16 protein-coding genes are annotated in these 17,645 nt (G+C 68.9%); 1 reads left to right on the forward strand and 15 read right to left on the reverse strand.

Annotation, left to right across the window (positions count from 1 at the left end; genetic code table 11):
* Nucleotides 1–80 precede the first annotated feature (80 nt).
* A complete protein-coding gene (locus ACFLIM_RS22800; protein WP_393168503.1) occupies nt 81–821 on the forward strand; it encodes a DUF2071 domain-containing protein in 741 nt (246 codons plus the stop codon).
* 9 nt (nt 822–830) lie between these two features.
* Here ACFLIM_RS22800 and ACFLIM_RS22805 read toward each other — a convergent pair whose 3' ends face one another.
* From ACFLIM_RS22805 to ACFLIM_RS22875, 15 genes are all read right to left on the reverse strand, one after another.
* A complete protein-coding gene (locus tag ACFLIM_RS22805; protein WP_393168505.1) occupies nt 831–1,598 on the reverse strand; it encodes an SDR family NAD(P)-dependent oxidoreductase in 768 nt (255 codons plus the stop codon).
* Nucleotides 1,599–1,676: 78 nt separating this feature from the next.
* Complete coding sequence (locus ACFLIM_RS22810; RefSeq protein WP_393168507.1) at nt 1,677–2,303, reverse strand: TetR/AcrR family transcriptional regulator; 627 nt, start codon at nt 2,301–2,303, stop codon at nt 1,677–1,679.
* 121 nt (nt 2,304–2,424) lie between these two features.
* Nucleotides 2,425–2,817, reverse strand: a complete 393-nt coding sequence (locus tag ACFLIM_RS22815) for a DUF3224 domain-containing protein (protein ID WP_393168509.1) — start codon at nt 2,815–2,817, stop codon at nt 2,425–2,427.
* A 35-nt stretch (nt 2,818–2,852) separates the two neighbouring features.
* Complete coding sequence (locus tag ACFLIM_RS22820; protein WP_393168511.1) at nt 2,853–3,644, reverse strand: LLM class flavin-dependent oxidoreductase; 792 nt, start codon at nt 3,642–3,644, stop codon at nt 2,853–2,855.
* 91 nt (nt 3,645–3,735) lie between these two features.
* Entirely contained in the window at nt 3,736–4,941 is a 1,206-nt protein-coding gene (locus tag ACFLIM_RS22825) for an FAD-binding protein (RefSeq protein ID WP_393168662.1), read from the reverse strand.
* Between the two features lie 61 nt (nt 4,942–5,002).
* Nucleotides 5,003–6,457 (reverse strand): L-arabinose isomerase, encoded by a 1,455-nt coding sequence (gene araA, locus ACFLIM_RS22830; RefSeq protein WP_393168513.1) that lies wholly within the window; start codon nt 6,455–6,457, stop codon nt 5,003–5,005.
* Nucleotides 6,454–7,101 (reverse strand): L-ribulose-5-phosphate 4-epimerase, encoded by a 648-nt coding sequence (locus ACFLIM_RS22835; protein ID WP_393168515.1) that lies wholly within the window; start codon nt 7,099–7,101, stop codon nt 6,454–6,456. Before ACFLIM_RS22835 ends, araA begins: the two co-directional genes overlap by 4 nt.
* A complete protein-coding gene (gene araB, locus ACFLIM_RS22840; protein ID WP_393168517.1) occupies nt 7,098–8,768 on the reverse strand; it encodes a ribulokinase in 1,671 nt (556 codons plus the stop codon). The genes ACFLIM_RS22835 and araB overlap by 4 nt, the downstream gene beginning before the upstream one ends.
* A gap of 9 nt (nt 8,769–8,777) precedes the next feature.
* Nucleotides 8,778–9,791, reverse strand: coding sequence for a LacI family DNA-binding transcriptional regulator (locus ACFLIM_RS22845; protein WP_393168520.1), 1,014 nt, complete (start codon nt 9,789–9,791; stop codon nt 8,778–8,780).
* Nucleotides 9,792–9,825: 34 nt separating this feature from the next.
* Nucleotides 9,826–11,085, reverse strand: a complete 1,260-nt coding sequence (mmsB, locus tag ACFLIM_RS22850) for a multiple monosaccharide ABC transporter permease (RefSeq protein WP_393168522.1) — start codon at nt 11,083–11,085, stop codon at nt 9,826–9,828.
* Nucleotides 11,082–12,614: a multiple monosaccharide ABC transporter ATP-binding protein gene (gene mmsA, locus ACFLIM_RS22855; RefSeq protein ID WP_393168524.1), complete on the reverse strand. Its 1,533-nt coding sequence runs from the start codon at nt 12,612–12,614 to the stop codon at nt 11,082–11,084. Before mmsA ends, mmsB begins: the two co-directional genes overlap by 4 nt.
* A 58-nt stretch (nt 12,615–12,672) precedes the next feature.
* A complete protein-coding gene (chvE, locus tag ACFLIM_RS22860; protein ID WP_393168526.1) occupies nt 12,673–13,791 on the reverse strand; it encodes a multiple monosaccharide ABC transporter substrate-binding protein in 1,119 nt (372 codons plus the stop codon).
* 192 nt (nt 13,792–13,983) lie between these two features.
* Nucleotides 13,984–14,979 (reverse strand): galactofuranose ABC transporter, permease protein YjfF, encoded by a 996-nt coding sequence (gene yjfF / locus ACFLIM_RS22865; RefSeq protein ID WP_393168528.1) that lies wholly within the window; start codon nt 14,977–14,979, stop codon nt 13,984–13,986.
* Nucleotides 14,976–16,094, reverse strand: coding sequence for an ABC transporter permease (locus tag ACFLIM_RS22870; RefSeq protein ID WP_393168530.1), 1,119 nt, complete (start codon nt 16,092–16,094; stop codon nt 14,976–14,978). Before ACFLIM_RS22870 ends, yjfF begins: the two co-directional genes overlap by 4 nt.
* Complete coding sequence (locus ACFLIM_RS22875) at nt 16,091–17,602, reverse strand: sugar ABC transporter ATP-binding protein (RefSeq protein WP_393168532.1); 1,512 nt, start codon at nt 17,600–17,602, stop codon at nt 16,091–16,093. Before ACFLIM_RS22875 ends, ACFLIM_RS22870 begins: the two co-directional genes overlap by 4 nt.
* Nucleotides 17,603–17,645: the final 43 nt, after the last annotated feature.

Below are 17,645 nucleotides of genomic sequence, written 5' to 3' on the forward strand. Positions count from 1 at the left end.
CGACGGTACCTCCTCAGGCAACCGGTTTACGCCGACGGCGCTTGCACCACGCCCGCGTTGGATGATCGTACTGTTTGGGCATGAGCTTCGACGGCACCCCGCGTCCTCGTCCGCGCTGGTATCACGCCCAGACGGAGCTCGACGACTTCGCGATCGTCAGCTACCGGGTGGACCCCGGCGCGCTCGCGCGGCAGTTGCCCGAGGGGTTCGCCCCGATGGAGATGACCTTCGACGACGGTCCTGGAGCCCTGGTCTCCGCCGTCGCCTTCCGGGACCGGGACTTCCACTTCCGGTTTCTTCCCCAGGTGTCGATCGCGTGCGGGCAGATCAACTACCGGGCCTACGTCACCGCGTACGGCCGGCCGGGTGTCTGGTTCTTCGGCACCAGCCTGGACCATCCCGTCGTGGCGATCCCGCAGCACCTCTGGGGCATGCCGTGGCGGCGCGACCGCATCCGGATCGAGGCCGACTGGGACGGCACCCCGGCCCGCTGGCGGCTGGAAGCCGGGGAGGCCCGTTGCGAGGCGGCCGAGTCGTCGCTGCCGCTCACCCTGCTGGACGGGTTCGCCGGTGAGTCGGACTGGCTGGAACGGCTCACCCATCCCACCGAGGGCTGGTACCGGCGACGGGACGGGAAAGTGGGCATCTACAGCATCTGGCACCCGGTGATGCGGCCCCGCTACCTCGTCGCGGAATTCGCGCGCTTTCCCGTGTTCGAACGCCTCGGCCTGATCACGCCGGAGACGCCGCCGCACTCGGTCCTGGCGCAGCGGGGGCTGCACTTCGACATCCACACCCCGCCCCGCCGCTTCCGCGCGTGAACACGCAGGTCAGGCGGCGGGCGTCAGGGGCCAGCCGGACATGAGACCCCCGTCGATCGTCAGGGTCTGCCCGGTGATGTAGCCGGCCTTGTCGGACCCCAGGTAGAGCACGGCCTCGGCGATCTCCTCAGGGGTGCCGGGCCGGTGCATGGGCAGGACGGAGTTGATGTAGTCGCGGTTGTAGGCGTTACCGGTCGACCGCTCGTACATGGCCGTCTGGGTGAAGCCGGGGGCGATGACGTTGACCCGGATGCCGTGGCGCGCGCCTTCCAGTGCGGCCGCCTTGGTGATGCCGATGACGGCATGCTTGCTACCGGCGTAGAGGGCCGACTCGGGAAAGGCCATCAGGCCCAGGATGGAGCTGACGTTGACGATGCTCCCGCCGCCGGTCCCCCGCATGGCACGGAACTCGTGTTTCAAGCTCAGCAGCGTGCCTTTGACATTCGTGTCGAACGTTGCCTCATAGCTCTCGTCGGTCACGTCCGTGATCGAACCGCGCCAGCCCTCGGTGCCGGCGTTGTTGAAGGCGACGTCGATCCGCCGGAAACGCTCGACGGCACGATCGACGAGGTACCTCACGTCGTCGTCGAAGCGGACGTCGGCCCGTACAAATTCGGCCTGGGCGCCGAGCGAGCCCAGCTCCTTGACTAGCAGGTCGCCGGCGTCCTGGTGGCGGCCGGAGACCACGATGTGCGCGCCCTCGCGGGCGTAGGCCAGAGCCGTGGCCCGGCCGATTCCGGTGAGCGCGCCGGTGATGAGCACGACTGGAGCGGTCATGGCGGCATCCTCCCTCTGGGTTGTACATCCCAACCATTAGCCGCTCAAAATTGGGGTGTAGATCCCAATATGGCAAGGTTAGGGGTTGGAAGTCGCCAAGGACTCGACGTGCGCGATGGCCGCGTTGAGCGAGTCGCGGAGGGGCTCGACGCGGCGCAGGGTCTGACTCAGGAGCAGTCCGCCCTGCATGGCGCCGAGCAGCGCGTACGCGAGCGCTTCAGGGTCGGCCTCCCTGCGCAGGTCGCCCCGGTCGCGCATGGCCAGGAGCCCCTTGCGGAACAACTCCAGCCATTGCTCGAATCCCGCGGCCAGATCCGCGCGGGTCTCGGCGTCGGACTCCACGAGTTGCCCCGCGAGCGAGCCGAACTGGCAGCCGCCCTCGAACGCGCGCTCCCGCTGCCGCTCGACCGTGCTGCCAGCCCACCGGCGCAGCGCCTCGAAGCTGTCGAGATGGCCCAGCTCGGGCCGCGTGTGGGTGTCCAGCGTGGACTGCGCCTGCCACGCGATGACGGCCTTGATGAGCGTGCGCTTGTCCTTGAAGTAGTGGGTCATCTGCGACCCGCTGACCCCGGCCGCCCTGCGGACGTCGTCGATCTGCGTACCCGCGATCCCGCGCTTCGCGATCAGGTCGGCGGCCACGCCGAGGATGCGCGCACGAGTCGCCCGCCCCTTGCTCGTCAGCCGTGGCGTCTTCACATCGGCCATGGCAACACGATACCAAGCATTGGGATGCACATCCCATACTTCAGCCGATTATGGGATGTGAATCCCAGTTCAGACCAGCACCCCGGGTTGGGAATGCTCTCAGGGTCCAGGGGCGGGGTGGTCAGAGCCGGTACTCGAAGGTGTAGGAGTGGCCGCCGTCAGGGGCGATGAGGATGTCCATGTCGCCCCTGAGGCCGCGCAACTCCCCCGTCGCCGAGTCCGCCACGACCGTGACCCGCAACGACTGCTCCCCGCCGTCGCTCATCGCGTTGTGCTGTACGACGAAGCTCCCCGAACGCCCGTGCAGGGTCCCTTCGATGCGTTCCAGGGCCACGTACGAGCGCGAGGTCTCCACCGGCGTGGAGGCCACCAGCAGATGCACGACGCTGGTCCCCGCCAGATCCCCGTGGAAGGTCTTGGACATGGTCACGAGCCCGAGCGAGACGCCATCGCGGTCGTCGAAGGGCGGTCGGGCGTCCCAGTCAGCGGTGTCGAAGGTTCCCTTTGCGGTCATGGCCCCATCGTGCCGGGCGTACCTGTCAGATCCCGTCAGGTACCGGCGAGCCGTTCCACCACCGGCGCGAGCTCGTCCATGAACTGGGCGTTCACCGACACGTACGAGATCCCGAGCTTGTCCCGGCGGCGGCGCAACGTCTCCGTCATCTCCTCGACCGTGCCCGAGAGCAGCCCGGTCGAGGTGCTGTCGATGCGGCCGAGCCGGCCCCGCAACCACGCGGGCGGCTCGTCGCCGACGGCCACCAGGTTCATGCTGAGCTCCAGGTCGTTGAAGCGGTCGCCGGCCAGCTCGTACAGCTCGTCCAGCTTGGCCGCCACCTGCTCCTCCGTGTAGGTCGGCGGCACCCCGAGCGCGACCGTGTCGGCCTTTCGCGCGGCCAGCCTGAGCAGCTTGGTCCCGGCGGCGGCGACCATGATCCGCACGTCCGTGACGGCGTCGATGGTCTTGGCCAGCCGTTCGATCCGCTGGCCCGGCGTGCCGAACGTGACGCCGAGCGCGGCCGCGTCCTGCTCGGCGTCCGGCCGCCCGGCGCCCAGGCCCAGCTCGAACCGGCCGCCGGTGAGCCGGTGCAGGGTGGAGGTCTCCCACGCGACGGTCTCGGGAGTGCGGTAGGGAGCGCTCACGACGTACGTGCCGACGCGCAGGGTCGTCGTGACCGTGGCGGCGACGGCGGCGGCGATGAACGGGGAGAGGGTGCCGAGCGTGTCGGGCACCAGCAGCGTCGAGTAGCCGAGGCTCTCCGCCCTGCGGGCCAGGCCGGCCCACGCGTCGGAGTCAGGGGCTTGTCCGGCGACCGCGCCGAACCTGAACGGGTGATCGGTCATGCCCCCAACGATCGCGGACGCGCAGGACCGGCGCATCGTCCCCCGGACCGGTGGCCTCCTACGTCCGGGGGCGCAAGCGCTCCGGCGAGTACTACTCCCGCAGCAGTATCCCCGTGAAGTCGTTGGCGAACTTGCCCTCGGGGTCGAGCGTGCGCACCAGCGAGCGGAAGCGGTCGGGGCAGGAGGGCCAGCGGGTGAACAGCTTGCCCCAGTGCGGCCGGGGCTCGAACGGCGCCAGCGTCTCCTCCACCAGCTCCAGCACCGGGAGCACCGCGGCGGGATCCTTGACCCAGGTGAAGTGGATGCCCACGCTGTCGCGGCCGTGGAACGGGCTGAGCCACAGGTCGTCGGAGGCGACCGAGCGCACTTCCGAGATGTGCAGCACCGGCCGGATCCGGTCGCCGATCGTGTACAGCTCGCGCAGCGCCTTGACCGCGTGCTCCCTCGGCACCAGGAACTCGGACTGGAGCTCGTTGCCGGCGCTGCTCGGCTGGAAGTCCGGGCGGAAGTGCGGCAACCGCTCGTGCCACGGCCCGGGAATGCCGAGCTGGACCGTGCAGCTCTCCGCCGACATGTTCGGCAGCGGGTGGCGCGGGCCGTCGGCCGGGCGGGTGCCGTACCAGTCGGGGGTGGTCAGCTCGTCGGTGCGCTTCAGCCAGACGCGGGTGTCGCGCCAGTCGGTGAAGAGGCTGACGCTGTAGCCGGAGGACATGATCGTGTCGAAGTCGGCGAGGGCGCCGACGGTCAGGCCCTCGCGGACGTACTGGCGCAGCTCGAAGGCGGGTACCAGGTCGAGCGTCAGCGTGGTGACGACGCCGAGCGCGCCGAGCGCCACCACCGCCCCGGGGAAGTCGGCGTCCCCGCGCGAGAGGGACAACATCGAGCCGTCGGCGGTGACGAGGTCGAGCCCGGACACGGCGGCGGCCAGGCTCTGGACGGCGTCGCCGGAGCCGTGCGTACCCGTCGCGACCGAGCCTCCCACTGAGATGTGCGGCAGCGAGGCCATGTTCGCCAGCGCGAACCCGGCCTCGTGCAGCAACGGCGCGAGCCGCGCGTACGTCATGCGCGCCCCCACCCGTACCTTGGCCGCCGCGCTGTCGATCTCCACGGTGTCCGGCATCCGGTCCAGCACCACGAGGTCGCCGGTGGTGTCGGCGACGTCGTTGAACGAGTGCCCGCTCCCCAGCGCCCGCACCTGGGCGGTGGCCGAGACGAGTTGCTGGAGCTCGTCGAGCGAGGTCGGATGGTGGACGTCTCGCGCCCGGAATGCGGTGTTTCCCGCCCAGTTGGTGAGCATCACGGCCCCAAATCCTATGTGAACCCCGCGCCGCCCCCGACAGGGCGGCACGGGAACACGGTCAGAAGCCCTGGGCCAGACGGTAGTACGCCTGGTTCCAGCGCAGCTCCTTGGCGAAGCGCTCGGTGGTCGTGCCGGCGTCGATGACCACCAGCTCCACGCCCAGCATGTCGGCCAGGTCGGTCAGCTCCTCCCGGCCGACGGCCTGGGAGAGCACGGTGTGGTGCGGCGCCCCGGCGGTGAGCCATGATTCGGTGGACGTACGCAGGTTCGGGCGGGGGCTCCAGACCGCGCGGGCCACCGGCAGCTTGGGCAGCGGGTGGGGCGGCGCCACGACGTCGATCTCGTTGGCCACCAGCCGGAACCTGTCGCCCATGTCCGCCAGGCCCACCACGATGCCGGGTCCGGGCTCGGCGTCGAACACGAGCCGGACCGGGTCCTCCCTGCCGCCGATGCTCAGCGGGTGGATCTCGCACGACGGGGTGCCGGCGGCGATGGACGGGCAGACCTCCAGCATGTGCGCGCCGAGGATGAGCTCCTCGCCGGGCGTCAGGTGGTAGGTGTAGTCCTCCATGAACGACGTGCCGCCGGGCGACATCGCCTTGAGCGTGCGGAGCAGCACCGAGGTCTTCCAGTCGCCCTCGCCGCCGAAGCCGTACCCGTCGGCCATCAGCCGCTGCACGGCCAGGCCCGGGAGCTGGCGCAGGCCGCCGAGGTCCTCGAAGTTCGTGGTGAACGCCTTGAAGCCGCCGGACTCCAGGAAGCTCCGCAGGCCCAGCTCGATCCTGGCCGCGTAACGCAGCGACTCGTGCCGTTCGCCGAGCAGCTCGGGCGCCACGGTGTACTGCTCCGCGTACTCCTTGACCAGCGCCGTCACGTCGGCGTCGGAGGCGGCGTCCACGACCTCGACCAGGTCGTTGACGCCGTAGGTGTTGACCGAGACGCCGAAGCGCAGCTGCGCCTCGACCTTGTCGCCCTCGGTGACGGCCACGTCGCGCATGTTGTCGCCGAAGCGGGCCAGCTTGAGCGTGCGCACCTCGGCCAGGCCCTTGGCGGCGCGTTCCCAGGTCAGGATGCGCTCGCCCACGGACGGGTCGCTGACGTGCCCGGCCACGGTCTTGCGCGGCACGCCGAGCCGGGTCTGGATGTGCCCGAACTCGCGGTCGCCGTGGGCGGCCTGGTTGAGGTTCATGAAGTCCATGTCGATGGAGCTCCACGGCAACTCCACGTTGGCCTGCGTGTGCAGGTGCAGCAGCGGCTTGCGCAGCGCGTCGAGCCCGGCGATCCACATCTTGGCCGGGGAGAACGTGTGCATCCACGCGATCACGCCGGCACACTCGTCGTCTGCGTTGGCCTCCAGCATGACGCGCCTGATCGCCGCGGCGTCGGTGAGCACGGGCTTCCACTGCACCGGCACGGGCAGCTGCTCGGCGATGCGCTGAGACTGCTCGGCCACCTGGCGCAGCGTGTCCTCGCCGTACAGTCCCTGGCTGCCGGTCAGAAACCAGATGTTCAACGCGGGCTCCTCTGTCCGTAGACGTTCTGGTAACGGTCGTACAGGCGGTCGATGTCGTCCTGCGGGATCGGCAGCGGCTCGCCGAGCTGCCTGGCCACGTGCACGGTACGGGCCACGTCCTCGCACATCACGGCGGCCTTCACCGCGTCCCTGGCGTCCGTGCCGATGCTGAACACCCCGTGGTTCTGCATGAGCACGGCCTTGGATCGGTGGCCCTTGAGCGTCTCGACGATGCCCTGGCCGATGGAGTCGTCGCCGATCAGCGCGAACGGCCCGACCGGGATCTCGCCGCCGAACTCGTCGGCCATCGCGGTCAGCACGCACGGGATGGCCTCGCCGCGGGCGGCCCAGGCGGAGGCGTAGGTGGAGTGGGTGTGCACGACGCCGCCGACCTCGGGCATGTTGCGGTAGACGTACGCGTGCGCGGCCGTGTCGCTGGACGGCGAGTGCTCGCCCTCCACGAGGTTGCCGTCGAGGTCGCACACGACCATGTTCTCCGGCGTCAGCTCGTCGTAGGAGACGCCGGACGGCTTGATGACGAACAGGTCCTCGCCCGGGATCCGCCCCGAGACGTTGCCCGCGGTCCATGCCACCAGGTTGTAACGGACCAGCTCGGCATGCAGATCGCAGACCGTTCTTCTCATGCGCTTGCCTCGTTCCTGATCGCGCGCAGCGTGTGCAGCATCCGTCCGTCTCCGAAGAAGTCGTGCAGCCTGCGGTACTCGGCGTAGAGCCGGTCGTACGCGTCCGCCCTGGCCTCGTCGGGCACGTACGCGGCCTCGGTGCGCTTGCCCATCGCCGCGGCGGCCTCCTCGATGCCCGGGTAGGCCCCGGCCGCGACGGCCGCGTGGATGGCCGAGCCGAGCGCGGGCCCCTGGTCGGAGCCGATGACCGACAGCGGGCGGCGCAGCACGTCGGCGTAGACCTGCATGAGGAAGCGGTTCTTCAGCAGCCCGCCCGCGACCACGAACTCCTGCACCGGCACGCCCGACTTCTCGAACGTCTCCACGATCATCCGGGCCCCGAACGCGGTGGACTCGATGATCGCCCGGTAGACGTCCTCCGGCTTGGTGGCCAGGGTCTGGCCGACGATGACGCCGGACAGGTTGTGGTCCACGAGCACCGAGCGGTTGCCGCCGAACCAGTCCAGCGCCACCAGCCCGTGCTCGCCGACCGCCTGCTGCTCGGCCAGCGCGGTCAGGCGCTCATGGTCCGAGTCGGACACGAAGTTGTCCACGAACCAGGCGAAGATGTCGCCGACCGCCGACTGCCCGGCCTCGTAGCCCCACAGGCCCGGCACGATGCCGTCGCGTACGACACCGCACATGCCGGGCACCTCGGCGAGCTGATCGCTGGGCATGATGTGGCAGGTGGAGGTGCCCATGATGGCCACCATCTGGCCGGGCGCGACGGCGTCCGCGGCGGCGGCGGTGACGTGGGCGTCCACGTTGCCGACGGCCACGGCCACGCCCTCGGGCACGCCCGTCCACTCGGCGGCCTGCGCGGTCAGGCGCCCGGCCAGGCCACCCAGCGGCGCCACGGTGGTGCCGTTGACCTTGTCACCGACCTCGCCCGTGGCCAGCTTGCCGACGAAACCGGCGAAGCCGGGGTTGAGCTCGGCGAGGAACTCCTCGGACGGGTAGCTTCCGTCCTGAAAAATCCCCTTATAGCCGACGGTGCAGATGTTGCGGCTCTCGACCCCGGTGAGCTGCCAGATGATCCAGTCGGCGGCCTCGATCCAGCGCTCGGCCCTGGCGTACACGTCGGGGGCCTCTTCGAGGACCTGCAGGCCCTTGGCGAACTCCCACTCGGAGGAGATCTTGCCGCCGTAGCGCGGCAACCAGCTCTCGCCCCGGCGCGCGGCCAGGTCGTTGATCCGGTCGGCGTGCGGCTGCGCGGCGTGGTGCTTCCACAGCTTGGGCCAGGCGTGCGGCTCCGCGGGCGTCTCGAAGCACAGCGGCGTGCCGTCGGCGGTGGTGGGCAGCACGGTGCAGGCGGTGAAGTCCGTGCCGATGCCGGCGACCTCCTCGGGCGCGACGCCCGCCGCGGCGATCGCCCGGGGCACGGCGATCTTGAGCACGTCGATCCAGTCCTGCGGCGACTGCAGCGCCCAGTCGGGGCCGAGGCGCACGTCGGAGCCGGGGAGCCGGTGCTCGATGACGCGGTGCGCGTACTCGTGGACGGCGCTGCCCAGCTCGGCGCCGTCGTGCACCCGGACGACGACGGCACGCCCTGACAGCGTGCCGAAGTCCACTCCGACCACATAACTGTTAGCGTTCACATTGCTCTCCAGGGGTTTCTTCTGCGGCATGCCAATCATCTACCGGACGGGTGCGGAGCTGGACCTGACGACGAAGCTGGGCGGCACGACCAGGCGCTCGTACACGGTGGGTCCCGCGTCGATCTGCCGCAGCAGCACCTCGATGCAGTGCCTGCCCACCACGGCGAAGTCCTGCCGGACCGTGGTGAGCGGCGGGGAGAAGAACTCCGACTCCGGGATGTCGTCGAAGCCCACCACGCTGATCTGGTCGGGCACTCGCACCCCCTCCTCGCTGAGCGCGCGCAGCACGCCCAGCGCCATCTGGTCGTTGGCCGTGAAGACGGCCGTGACGCCGTCCATCGCGGCCAGGCTCCGGCCCGCCTCGTAGCCGGCGCGCGGGCTCCAGTCGCCGGCCAGCGGCTCGGGCACCGGCCGGCCCGCCTCCTCCAGCGCGGCGCGCCAGCCCTCCAGCCGGCCCTCGGCCTCCAGCCAGTCGGACGGGCCGCTGACGTGCCAGACGGTCTCGTGGCCCTGCTCCAGCAGGTGCCGGGTGGCCAGCTTGGCGCCCTCGATCTGGTCGATGCACACCACCGGCACGTTGGCCCGGTGCGTGCCCTCGACCGCGACGGCCGGCAGCCCTGACGGCAGGTTCTCCAGGGCGCGCGCCGCCGAGCGCTGCGGCGCGACCACCACGACCCCGTCCACGCCCTGCTCGGCGAGGTAGTCGATGGCGTCGCGCACGCTGCCCGCGTCGATGGACCTGAGGCTGACGATGCTGACGAAGTAGCCCGCGGTCCTGGCCGCCTGCTCGATGCCGTAGATCGTGCTGGCCGGGCCGTACAGCGTGGTGTCGAAGCTCACCACGCCGAGAGTCCTGGAGCGCTTGGTGACCAGAGCGCGGGCGACCAGGTTGCGCCGGTAGCCCAGCCGGGTGATCGCCTCCTCGACCCGGGCGCGGGTGTCGGCCCGGACGTTCGGGTGGTCGTTGAGCACCCGGGAGACCGTCTGGTGCGACACGCCGGCCTCCTTGGCCACGTCGGCCATGACCGGCAGGCGGCGCTTGGGTGTCGTCACGGTCTCTCCTTTCAGGCGGTGAGGGGGCGGCTGATCAGCGGGCGGCGCCCGCCCTGCGCTTGGTCCACACGTCGAAGGCCACTGCGGCCAGCAGGACGGCGCCCTTGACGAGCATCACCCGCTCGCTGGGCGAGCCGATCAGGGACATGCCGTTGTTGATGACCGCCATGATGAGGCCGCCGGTGATCGCGCCGACGATCTTGCCGACACCGCCCTGCACGGCCGCGCCGCCGATGAAGGCCGCGGCGATGGCGTCCAGCTCGAAGCTGTTGCCCGCCGTGGGACCCGCCTGGTTGAGCCGGCCGGCGAAGATGATGCCGGCGATGGCCGACAAGACGCCCATGTTCACGAAGATCCAGAAGACCACCGACTTGACCTTCACGCCGGACATGACGGCCGCCTGGAGGTTGCCGCCGATGGCGTAGATCTGCCGGCCGAAGACCGTGCGGTTGGCCATCAGCGAGTACGCCAGCACCAGCACCGCCAGCAGCACCAGCACCCATGGCAGGTTCTTGAAGCGGGCCAGCTGCACCACGAGGAAGAGGATCAGCGCCGCGCCGGCCACCATCTTCAGCACGAACAGCGCCATCGACTCCACCGCCTGGCCGTAGCCGCGGCGGGCGTTGCGGGTGCGCCACTGGGCGGCGACCATGCCCGCGATGGCGACGATCCCGATCAGCAGGCTGAACAGGTCGGCGCCGCCGAGCGGGCCGAGGCCGATGTTACCGAGGTAGCCGTTGGTGAAGCCGTTGGCCAGCGTGCGTACCTGGTCGGGGAACGGGCCAATGCCCTGGTTGCCCAGGACGGTCAGGGTCAGCGCCCGGAACAGCAGCATGCCGGCCAGCGTCACGATGAACGCCGGGATGCCGAAGTACGCGATCCAGTACCCCTGCCAGGCCCCGATGAGCGCCCCGGCCACCAGCGTGATCAGCAGGGCCAGCGGCCACGGCAGGCCCATGTTGACCATGAGCACCGCGGCCAGCGCTCCCGTGACCGCCACCACCGAGCCGACCGACAGGTCGATGTGCCCGGCGATGATGATCAGGATCATCCCGATCGCGAGGATCAGGACGTAGGAGTTCTGGACGATGATGTTGGAGATGTTCTGCGGCTGCAGCATCGCGCCGTCGGTCAGCACCGAGAACAGCGCGACGATCAGCGCGAAGGCGATGTAGATACCGCTCGAACGCAGGTTCAGCGACAGGCCGCCCAGCGACACCCGGCCCGGCTGCCGTGGCGCTCCCCCGTCGCCCTTGGCGCCGACCTCCACGTCGGCGGGCGTGATGCTGCTCATTTTTGCTGTCCCTTGGTCATGAGATACATGAGGCTTTCCTGGGTGGCCTCCGAGCGGGGAACCTCGCCGGTGATGCGGCCTTCGGAGAGCGTGTAGATGCGGTCGCACAGGCCCAGCAGCTCAGGCAACTCAGAGGAGATCACCAGCACGGCCTTGCCCTCGTCGGCCAGGCGGTTGATGATCGTGTAGATCTCGTACTTGGCGCCGACGTCGATGCCGCGGGTGGGCTCGTCGAGGATGAGCACGTCAGGCTCGGTCAGGATCCACTTGGAGAGCACGACCTTCTGCTGGTTGCCGCCGCTCAGCTTGCCGACGACGCTGTTGACGCTGGGCGCCTTGATGTTCATGCTCTGGTGGAACTGCTCGGCGACCCGGTACTCCTCGTTCTCGTTGACCCAGCCGCGCTTGGACAACCCGCCCAGCCCGGCCGCGCTGATGTTGCGCTTGATGTCCTCGATGAGGTTGAGGCCGTACCGCTTGCGGTCCTCGGTGGCGTACGCGATGCCGTGCCTGATCGCGTCCTGCACGTGGCGGATCTCGATCGGCCTGCCGTCCTTGAAGACCTTGCCGGAGATGTGCACCCCGTACGAACGCCCGAACACGCTCATCGCCAGCTCGGTACGCCCGGCGCCCATCAGCCCCGCGAGCCCGACGATCTCCCCGCGCCGCAGCGTGAGGGCGGCCCCGTCGACCACCTTCCGGCCGGGCTGGCTGGGGCTGTAGACCGTCCAGTCCTCGATGCGCAGCGCCTCCTCGCCGACCGTCGGCTCGTGCGGCGGGAAGCGGTTGTCCAGCGCGCGGCCGACCATGCCGGCGATGATGCGGTCCTCGGTCACGTGGTCGCCGGCCATGTCCAGCGTCTCGATCGTCCGGCCGTCACGGATGATCGTGACGGAGTCGGCGATCGCGATCACCTCGTTCAGCTTGTGGGAGATGATCACGCAGGTGATGCCCTCGTCGCGGAGCCCGCGCAGCAGGTCGAGCAGGTGGGCGGAGTCGTCGTCGTTGAGCGCGGCGGTCGGCTCGTCCAGGATGAGGAGCTTGACCTCCTTCGACAGCGCCTTGGCGATCTCGACGAGCTGCTGCTTGCCCACGCCGATGTCCGAGATCGGCGTCGTGGGGTTCTCGCGCAGACCGACCCGCTTCATCAGCTCGCCGGCCTCGTAGTTGGTGCGGTTCCAGTCGATGAAGCCGCGTTTGGCGCGCTCGTTGCCGAGGAAGATGTTCTCGGCGATCGACAGCTGCGGGCTGAGGGCCAGCTCCTGGTGGATGATGACGATGCCGGCGCGCTCGCTGTCGCGAATGCCGCCGAACTCGCCCTTCCCGCCCTCGAAGGTGATCTCGCCCTCGTAGTCGCCGTACGGGTAGACCCCGGACAGGACCTTCATCAGCGTCGACTTGCCGGCGCCGTTCTCACCGCAGATGGCGTGGATCTCGCCCCGCCGGACGGACAGGTTGACGTCCTGCAGCGCCTTCACGCCGGGGAACGTCTTGGTGATCCCGCTCATCCGCAAGATGGTTTCGGTCATGATGCCCCTCGCTCAGGGAAAGCCCCGGGGACGCGGCCACGTCCCCGGGGGCAGGCCCTTACTTGAGCTGGTCCTCGGTGTAGTAGTTGCCGCCGATGATGACTTCTTTGTAGTTGCTCTTGTCCACGATCACCGGGTCGAGCAGGTACGAGGGCACGACCTTGTTGCCGTTGTCGTAGTCCTTGGTGTTGTTCACCTCGGGCGTGCCGCCCTTGAGCACGGCGTCGGCCATCTTCACGGTCTGCTCGGCGAGCTTGCGGGTGTCCTTGAAGATGGTGGAGTACTGCTCACCGGCGATGATCGACTTGACCGAGGCGAGCTCGGCGTCCTGGCCGGTCACGACCGGGTACGGCTGGCCGCTGGTGCCGTAGCCGGAGCTCTTGAGCGCCGACAGGATGCCGATCGACAGGCCGTCGTACGGGGACAACACGCCGTCGACCTTGGCGCCACTGGTGTAGGTCTTGGTGAGGATGTCCTCCATGCGCTTCTGCGCCGTGGCCGGGTCCCACCGCAGGATGGCGGCGACCTTGAAGTCGGTCTGGCCGCTCTTGATCTTCAGCGTGCCGTCGTCGATCTTCGGCTGGAGCACCGACATGGCGCCGTTCCAGAAGAACGTGGCGTTGTTGTCGTCGGGCGAGCCGCCGAACAGCTCGACGTTGAACGGACCCTTCTTGCCGTCCTCGACGCCGAGGCCCTTGAGCAGCGACGTCGCCTGCTGCACGCCGACCTTGAAGTTGTCGAACGTGGCGTAGTAGTCGACGTTCGGGCTGTTGCGGATCAACCGGTCGTAGGCGATGACCGGGATCTTGTTGTCGGCGGCCTGCTGCAGCTGGGAGGTGATCGCGGTGCCGTCGATGGAGGCCACGATCAGGAGCTTGGCACCCTTGGTGATCTGGTTCTCGATCTGGTTGGCCTGCGTGGGGATGTCGTTCTCCGCGTACTGGAGGTCGACCTTGTAACCCAGCTGCTCCAGCTGCTGCTTGACGTTGTCACCGTCGTGGATCCAGCGCTCCGACGACTTCGTGGGCATGGTGACGCCGATCAGGGCACCGGCGCTGCCGGCGCCGGCCGACGCGGAGGACTGGGCATCGACCGTTTTCTGGCTTGAGCCGCAGGCCGTCATGGTCGCGGCGAGCGCGATGATCGACACCACGCCCCCGATTCGTCCCAACCTCATGGTGAACTCCTAGCAATGGGGGTTACGGCAATTGCCGATAGGGTGGGGGATTCGATCACAGAACGTGACGAATCAGAACAAAGTTCGCGTTCGCTTCCGCCGATTGTTATCGCTAACAACGGCTTTGTCAACGATAGAAACTTACCTCCCCGAAATCGTTAGGTAACCTCCATGATTGCCTCCAGACGCAGGTCAGCGGCGCGACCGCGCTGAGAACAGGCGCTGCAGCAGGATGAAGACGAACAACAACAAACCAATGAAGATCTTCGTCCACCAGGACAACAGCGTGCCCTCGAAACTGATGATCGTCTGGATCAGTCCCAGCACGAGCACGCCGAGCACGGTGCCGAACAGGAAGCCGCTACCCCCGGTGAGCAGCGTGCCGCCGATGACGACCGCCGCGATCGCGTCCAGCTCCATGCCCACGGCGTGCAGCCCGTAGCCGGAGAGCATGTAGAACGACAGCAGCACCCCGCCCAGCGCCGAGCAGAACCCGCTGATCGTGTAGACCGCGATCTTCGTCCGGCCCACGGGCAACCCCATCAGCAGCGCCGACTGCTCGCTGCCGCCGGTGGCGTACACGGACCGGCCCAGGCGGGTGTAGTGCAACACGTACGCCGCCACCAGGACCACAACCACCGCGATGATCACGCTCGGTGAGATCCACATGTCGGCGAACAGGTCGATCCTGGTCTGCGCGAACGCCGTGAACGTGGCGTCCTCGATCGGGATCGAGTCGGTCCCGATCGTGTAGCACAACCCCCTGGCCAGGAACATCCCCGCCAGCGTCACGATGAACGGCTGGATGTCGAAGGCGTGCACGATGTACCCCATCACCAGCCCCAGCCCCGACCCGATGACCAGCACCAGCGGGATCACCAGGTACGGCGGCCACCCGGGCCCCGCCATGAGACTGGCCGAGATCATCGTGGACAGCGCCACCACCGAGCCCACCGACAGGTCGATGCCCCCGGTCAGGATCACGAACGTCATCCCGACCGCCACCACCAGCAGGAAGGCGTTGTCGATGAAGACGTTGAGGATCACCTGCCCGCTGGCGAACCCTTCGTAGCGGATCCCGCCCACCACGAACATCGCCACGAACAGGCACCCGGTCACCAGGACCGGCAGGTATTTGGCGGGCACGGCCGTCCGGCCGAGCGTCAACGTGGTCATGCTCGTGTTCATGGCCTCACTCCGTGAGGCGGCTCGGTCGCTGGGGATCCGCCGCCTTCCCTCGTCGCTCTGGTCGCTACGCTCCCGCCGCTCCTCAGTCCAGGCGGCGGCGCTCCCTCGCGCACCCGCACCTTCTCCTCGGCCGCCGGGCTGGGCGGCGCCGCCCGCCCTCGGCGGCGGAACACCTTCTCGCGGAACGACGGCGACTGGATGAGGCAGACCGCGGTCACGACCAGCGCCTTGAACAGCAGCGTGGTCTCCGGCGGCACGCCGATCGAGTAGATCGTCGTGGTCAGCGTCTGGATGATGAGCGCGCCCAGCACGGTCCCGCCGAGCGAGAACCGGCCGCCGGACAACGACGTGCCGCCGATCACGACGGCCAGGATGGCGTCCAGCTCGATCCACAGGCCGGCGTTGTTGCCGTCGGCGCTGGAGACGTTCGAGCTGATCATCAGCCCGGCCACGCCCGCGCACAGGGCGGCGAAGGCGTACACCATGATGACGATCCCGCGTGACCTGATGCCCGCGAGCCTGCTGGCCTCGGCGTTGCCGCCGACGGACTCGATCAGCATGCCCAGCGCCAGCCTGCGCGTCAGGAACGCGGTGATCGCCAGCACCGCCAGCACGATCAGGATGCCGAACGGCACGGTCAGCCAGTAGCCGCCGCCGATCACCTTGTACGCCGGGCTGTTCACGGTGATGATCTGGCCGTCGGTGATGAGCTGGGCCAGGCCGCGCCCGGCCACCATGAGGATCAGCGTGGCGATGATCGGCTGGATGCCGATGCCCGCGACCAGGAACCCGTTCCAGGCCCCCAGCACCAGGCACAACCCCAGCGCCAGGGCCACGGCGGTGAACACGCTCGCGTCCTCGCTGATCTGCAGGCACGCCAGCGCGCCCGAGATCGCCACCACCGAGCCCACCGACAGGTCGATGCCGCCGGTGGCGATGACCAGCGTCATGCCCAGCGAGACCAGGATCAGCGGCGCGCCGAAGCGCAGGATGTCGATCAGGCTGCCGTACAGGTGGCCGTCCCTGACCTGGACGGAGAAGAAGCTGGGCGTGAAGAACACGTTCAGGACCAGCAGCAGTACGAGGACCACCACCGGCCACAGCAGCCGTCTCATGAGGCCCGGCCTCCGCTCGCGATCGTTTCCATCAGCACGTCCGTCGTCAGCTCGTCGTCATTCGGCAGCTCGGCCACCAGCCGCCGGTCGCGCAGCACCTCCACCTTGTGGCTGAGCCGCAGCACCTCCTCCAGCTCGGCGGAGATGAACAGCACCGCCATGCCGCCGTCGGACAGCTCCGCCACCAGCCGCTGGATCTCGGCCTTCGCGCCGACGTCGATGCCCCGGGTGGGCTCGTCCAGGATGAGCAGGCGCGGCTCCAGGAGGAGCCACCTGGCCAGCACGACCTTCTGCTGGTTGCCGCCGCTGAGGTCGCGTACGAGGTGCTCGGGGTTGGGCGGGTTGATCTTCAGTGCCTTGATGTACCTGCCGACCAGCTCGTCCTGCTGCTCGCGCGGCACCGGCCTGGTCCAGCCCCTGGTGGCCTGGAGGGCCAGGATGATGTTCTCGCGCACGGTCAGGTCCGGGATGAGCCCGTCGGACTTGCGGTTCTCCGAGCAGAACGCGATCTTGTGCGTCATCGCCGCGCGCGGCGTGCGTAACGACGCGGGCGTCCCGCCGACCGCGATCTCCCCCGTGCCCGCGTGGTCCGCGCCGAACAACAACCGCGCGATCTCCGTACGTCCTGAGCCGAGCAGCCCCGCCAGGCCCACGACCTCGCCCTCGTGGATCGTCAGCGTGAACGGCTCGATGGCCCCTGACCTGCCGAGCTCGCGCGCCTCGACCAGCGGGCGGTCGAAGACCTTGGCCTCGCCGTGCAGCCGTTCGAGGGCGGCCAGCTCCTGGCCGATCATCTTGGCGACCAGCTCGACCTGGGGGAGCTCGCGGGTGAGGTACTCGCCGACGAGCCGACCGTTGCGAAGAATCGTCATACGGTCCGAAATTTCGTAGATCTGGTCGAGAAAGTGCGAGACGAAGAGGATGGCGATGCCCTCCTCCTTGAGCCTGCGCATGACCCTGAAGAGCTGCTCCACCTCGTCCGCGTCCAGGCTCGAGGTGGGCTCGTCCAGGATCAGCACCCTGGCGTCGATGTCGATCGCCCGTGCGATGGCCACCATCTGCTGGATGGCCAGCGAGTACGACGACAGCGGCGCCGACACGTCCAGGCTCAGCTCCAGCCGCGACAGCAGCTCACCGGCCCTGGTCCGCATCCGCTTCCAGTCGATGCGCCCGCGGCGGCGCGGCTCGCGGCCGATGAAGATGTTCTCGGCGACCGAGAGGTTCGTGCAGAGGTTGACCTCCTGGTAGACGGTGCTGATGCCGCCCTGCTGGGCCTCCAGCGGGCTGCCGAACGCGATGGCCTGCCCGCCCAGCTCGACGGTGCCCGCGTCGGCCGGGTAGACGCCGGTGAGCACCTTGATCAGGGTGGACTTGCCCGCGCCGTTCTCTCCCATGAGCGCGTGCACCTCGCCGGGCAGCAACCGCAGGTCCACGCCGTCCAGCGCGTTCACGCCAGGAAACTGCTTGCCGATCCCGCTCATCGTCAGGACCGGCGCGGGTGTGGCCATTCGCCTTCTCCCCTTGTGCCGAAACCGGGCCGGCCAGGCCGGC

This window comes from Nonomuraea marmarensis (assembly GCF_043197025.1).
Taxonomy (GTDB): Bacteria; Actinomycetota; Actinomycetes; order Streptosporangiales; family Streptosporangiaceae; genus Nonomuraea; species Nonomuraea marmarensis.

Bases quoted from the DNA above. Each gene is read 5' to 3' on its own strand.
- ACFLIM_RS22800 (WP_393168503.1), top strand. From the start codon at position 81: ATGAGCTTCGACGGCACCCCGCGTCCTCGTCCGCGCTGGTATCACGCC.
- ACFLIM_RS22805 (WP_393168505.1), bottom strand. From the start codon at position 1,598: ATGACCGCTCCAGTCGTGCTCATCACCGGCGCGCTCACCGGAATCGGC.
- ACFLIM_RS22810 (WP_393168507.1), bottom strand. From the start codon at position 2,303: ATGGCCGATGTGAAGACGCCACGGCTGACGAGCAAGGGGCGGGCGACT.
- ACFLIM_RS22815 (WP_393168509.1), bottom strand. From the start codon at position 2,817: ATGACCGCAAAGGGAACCTTCGACACCGCTGACTGGGACGCCCGACCG.
- ACFLIM_RS22820 (WP_393168511.1), bottom strand. From the start codon at position 3,644: ATGACCGATCACCCGTTCAGGTTCGGCGCGGTCGCCGGACAAGCCCCT.
- ACFLIM_RS22825 (WP_393168662.1), bottom strand. From the start codon at position 4,941: ATGCTCACCAACTGGGCGGGAAACACCGCATTCCGGGCGCGAGACGTC.
- ACFLIM_RS22835 (WP_393168515.1), bottom strand. From the start codon at position 7,101: ATGAGAAGAACGGTCTGCGATCTGCATGCCGAGCTGGTCCGTTACAAC.
- araB (WP_393168517.1), bottom strand. From the start codon at position 8,768: ATGCCGCAGAAGAAACCCCTGGAGAGCAATGTGAACGCTAACAGTTAT.
- mmsB (WP_393168522.1), bottom strand. From the start codon at position 11,085: ATGAGCAGCATCACGCCCGCCGACGTGGAGGTCGGCGCCAAGGGCGAC.
- mmsA (WP_393168524.1), bottom strand. From the start codon at position 12,614: ATGACCGAAACCATCTTGCGGATGAGCGGGATCACCAAGACGTTCCCC.
- chvE (WP_393168526.1), bottom strand. From the start codon at position 13,791: ATGAGGTTGGGACGAATCGGGGGCGTGGTGTCGATCATCGCGCTCGCC.
- yjfF (WP_393168528.1), bottom strand. From the start codon at position 14,979: ATGAACACGAGCATGACCACGTTGACGCTCGGCCGGACGGCCGTGCCC.
- ACFLIM_RS22870 (WP_393168530.1), bottom strand. From the start codon at position 16,094: ATGAGACGGCTGCTGTGGCCGGTGGTGGTCCTCGTACTGCTGCTGGTC.
- ACFLIM_RS22875 (WP_393168532.1), bottom strand. From the start codon at position 17,602: ATGGCCACACCCGCGCCGGTCCTGACGATGAGCGGGATCGGCAAGCAG.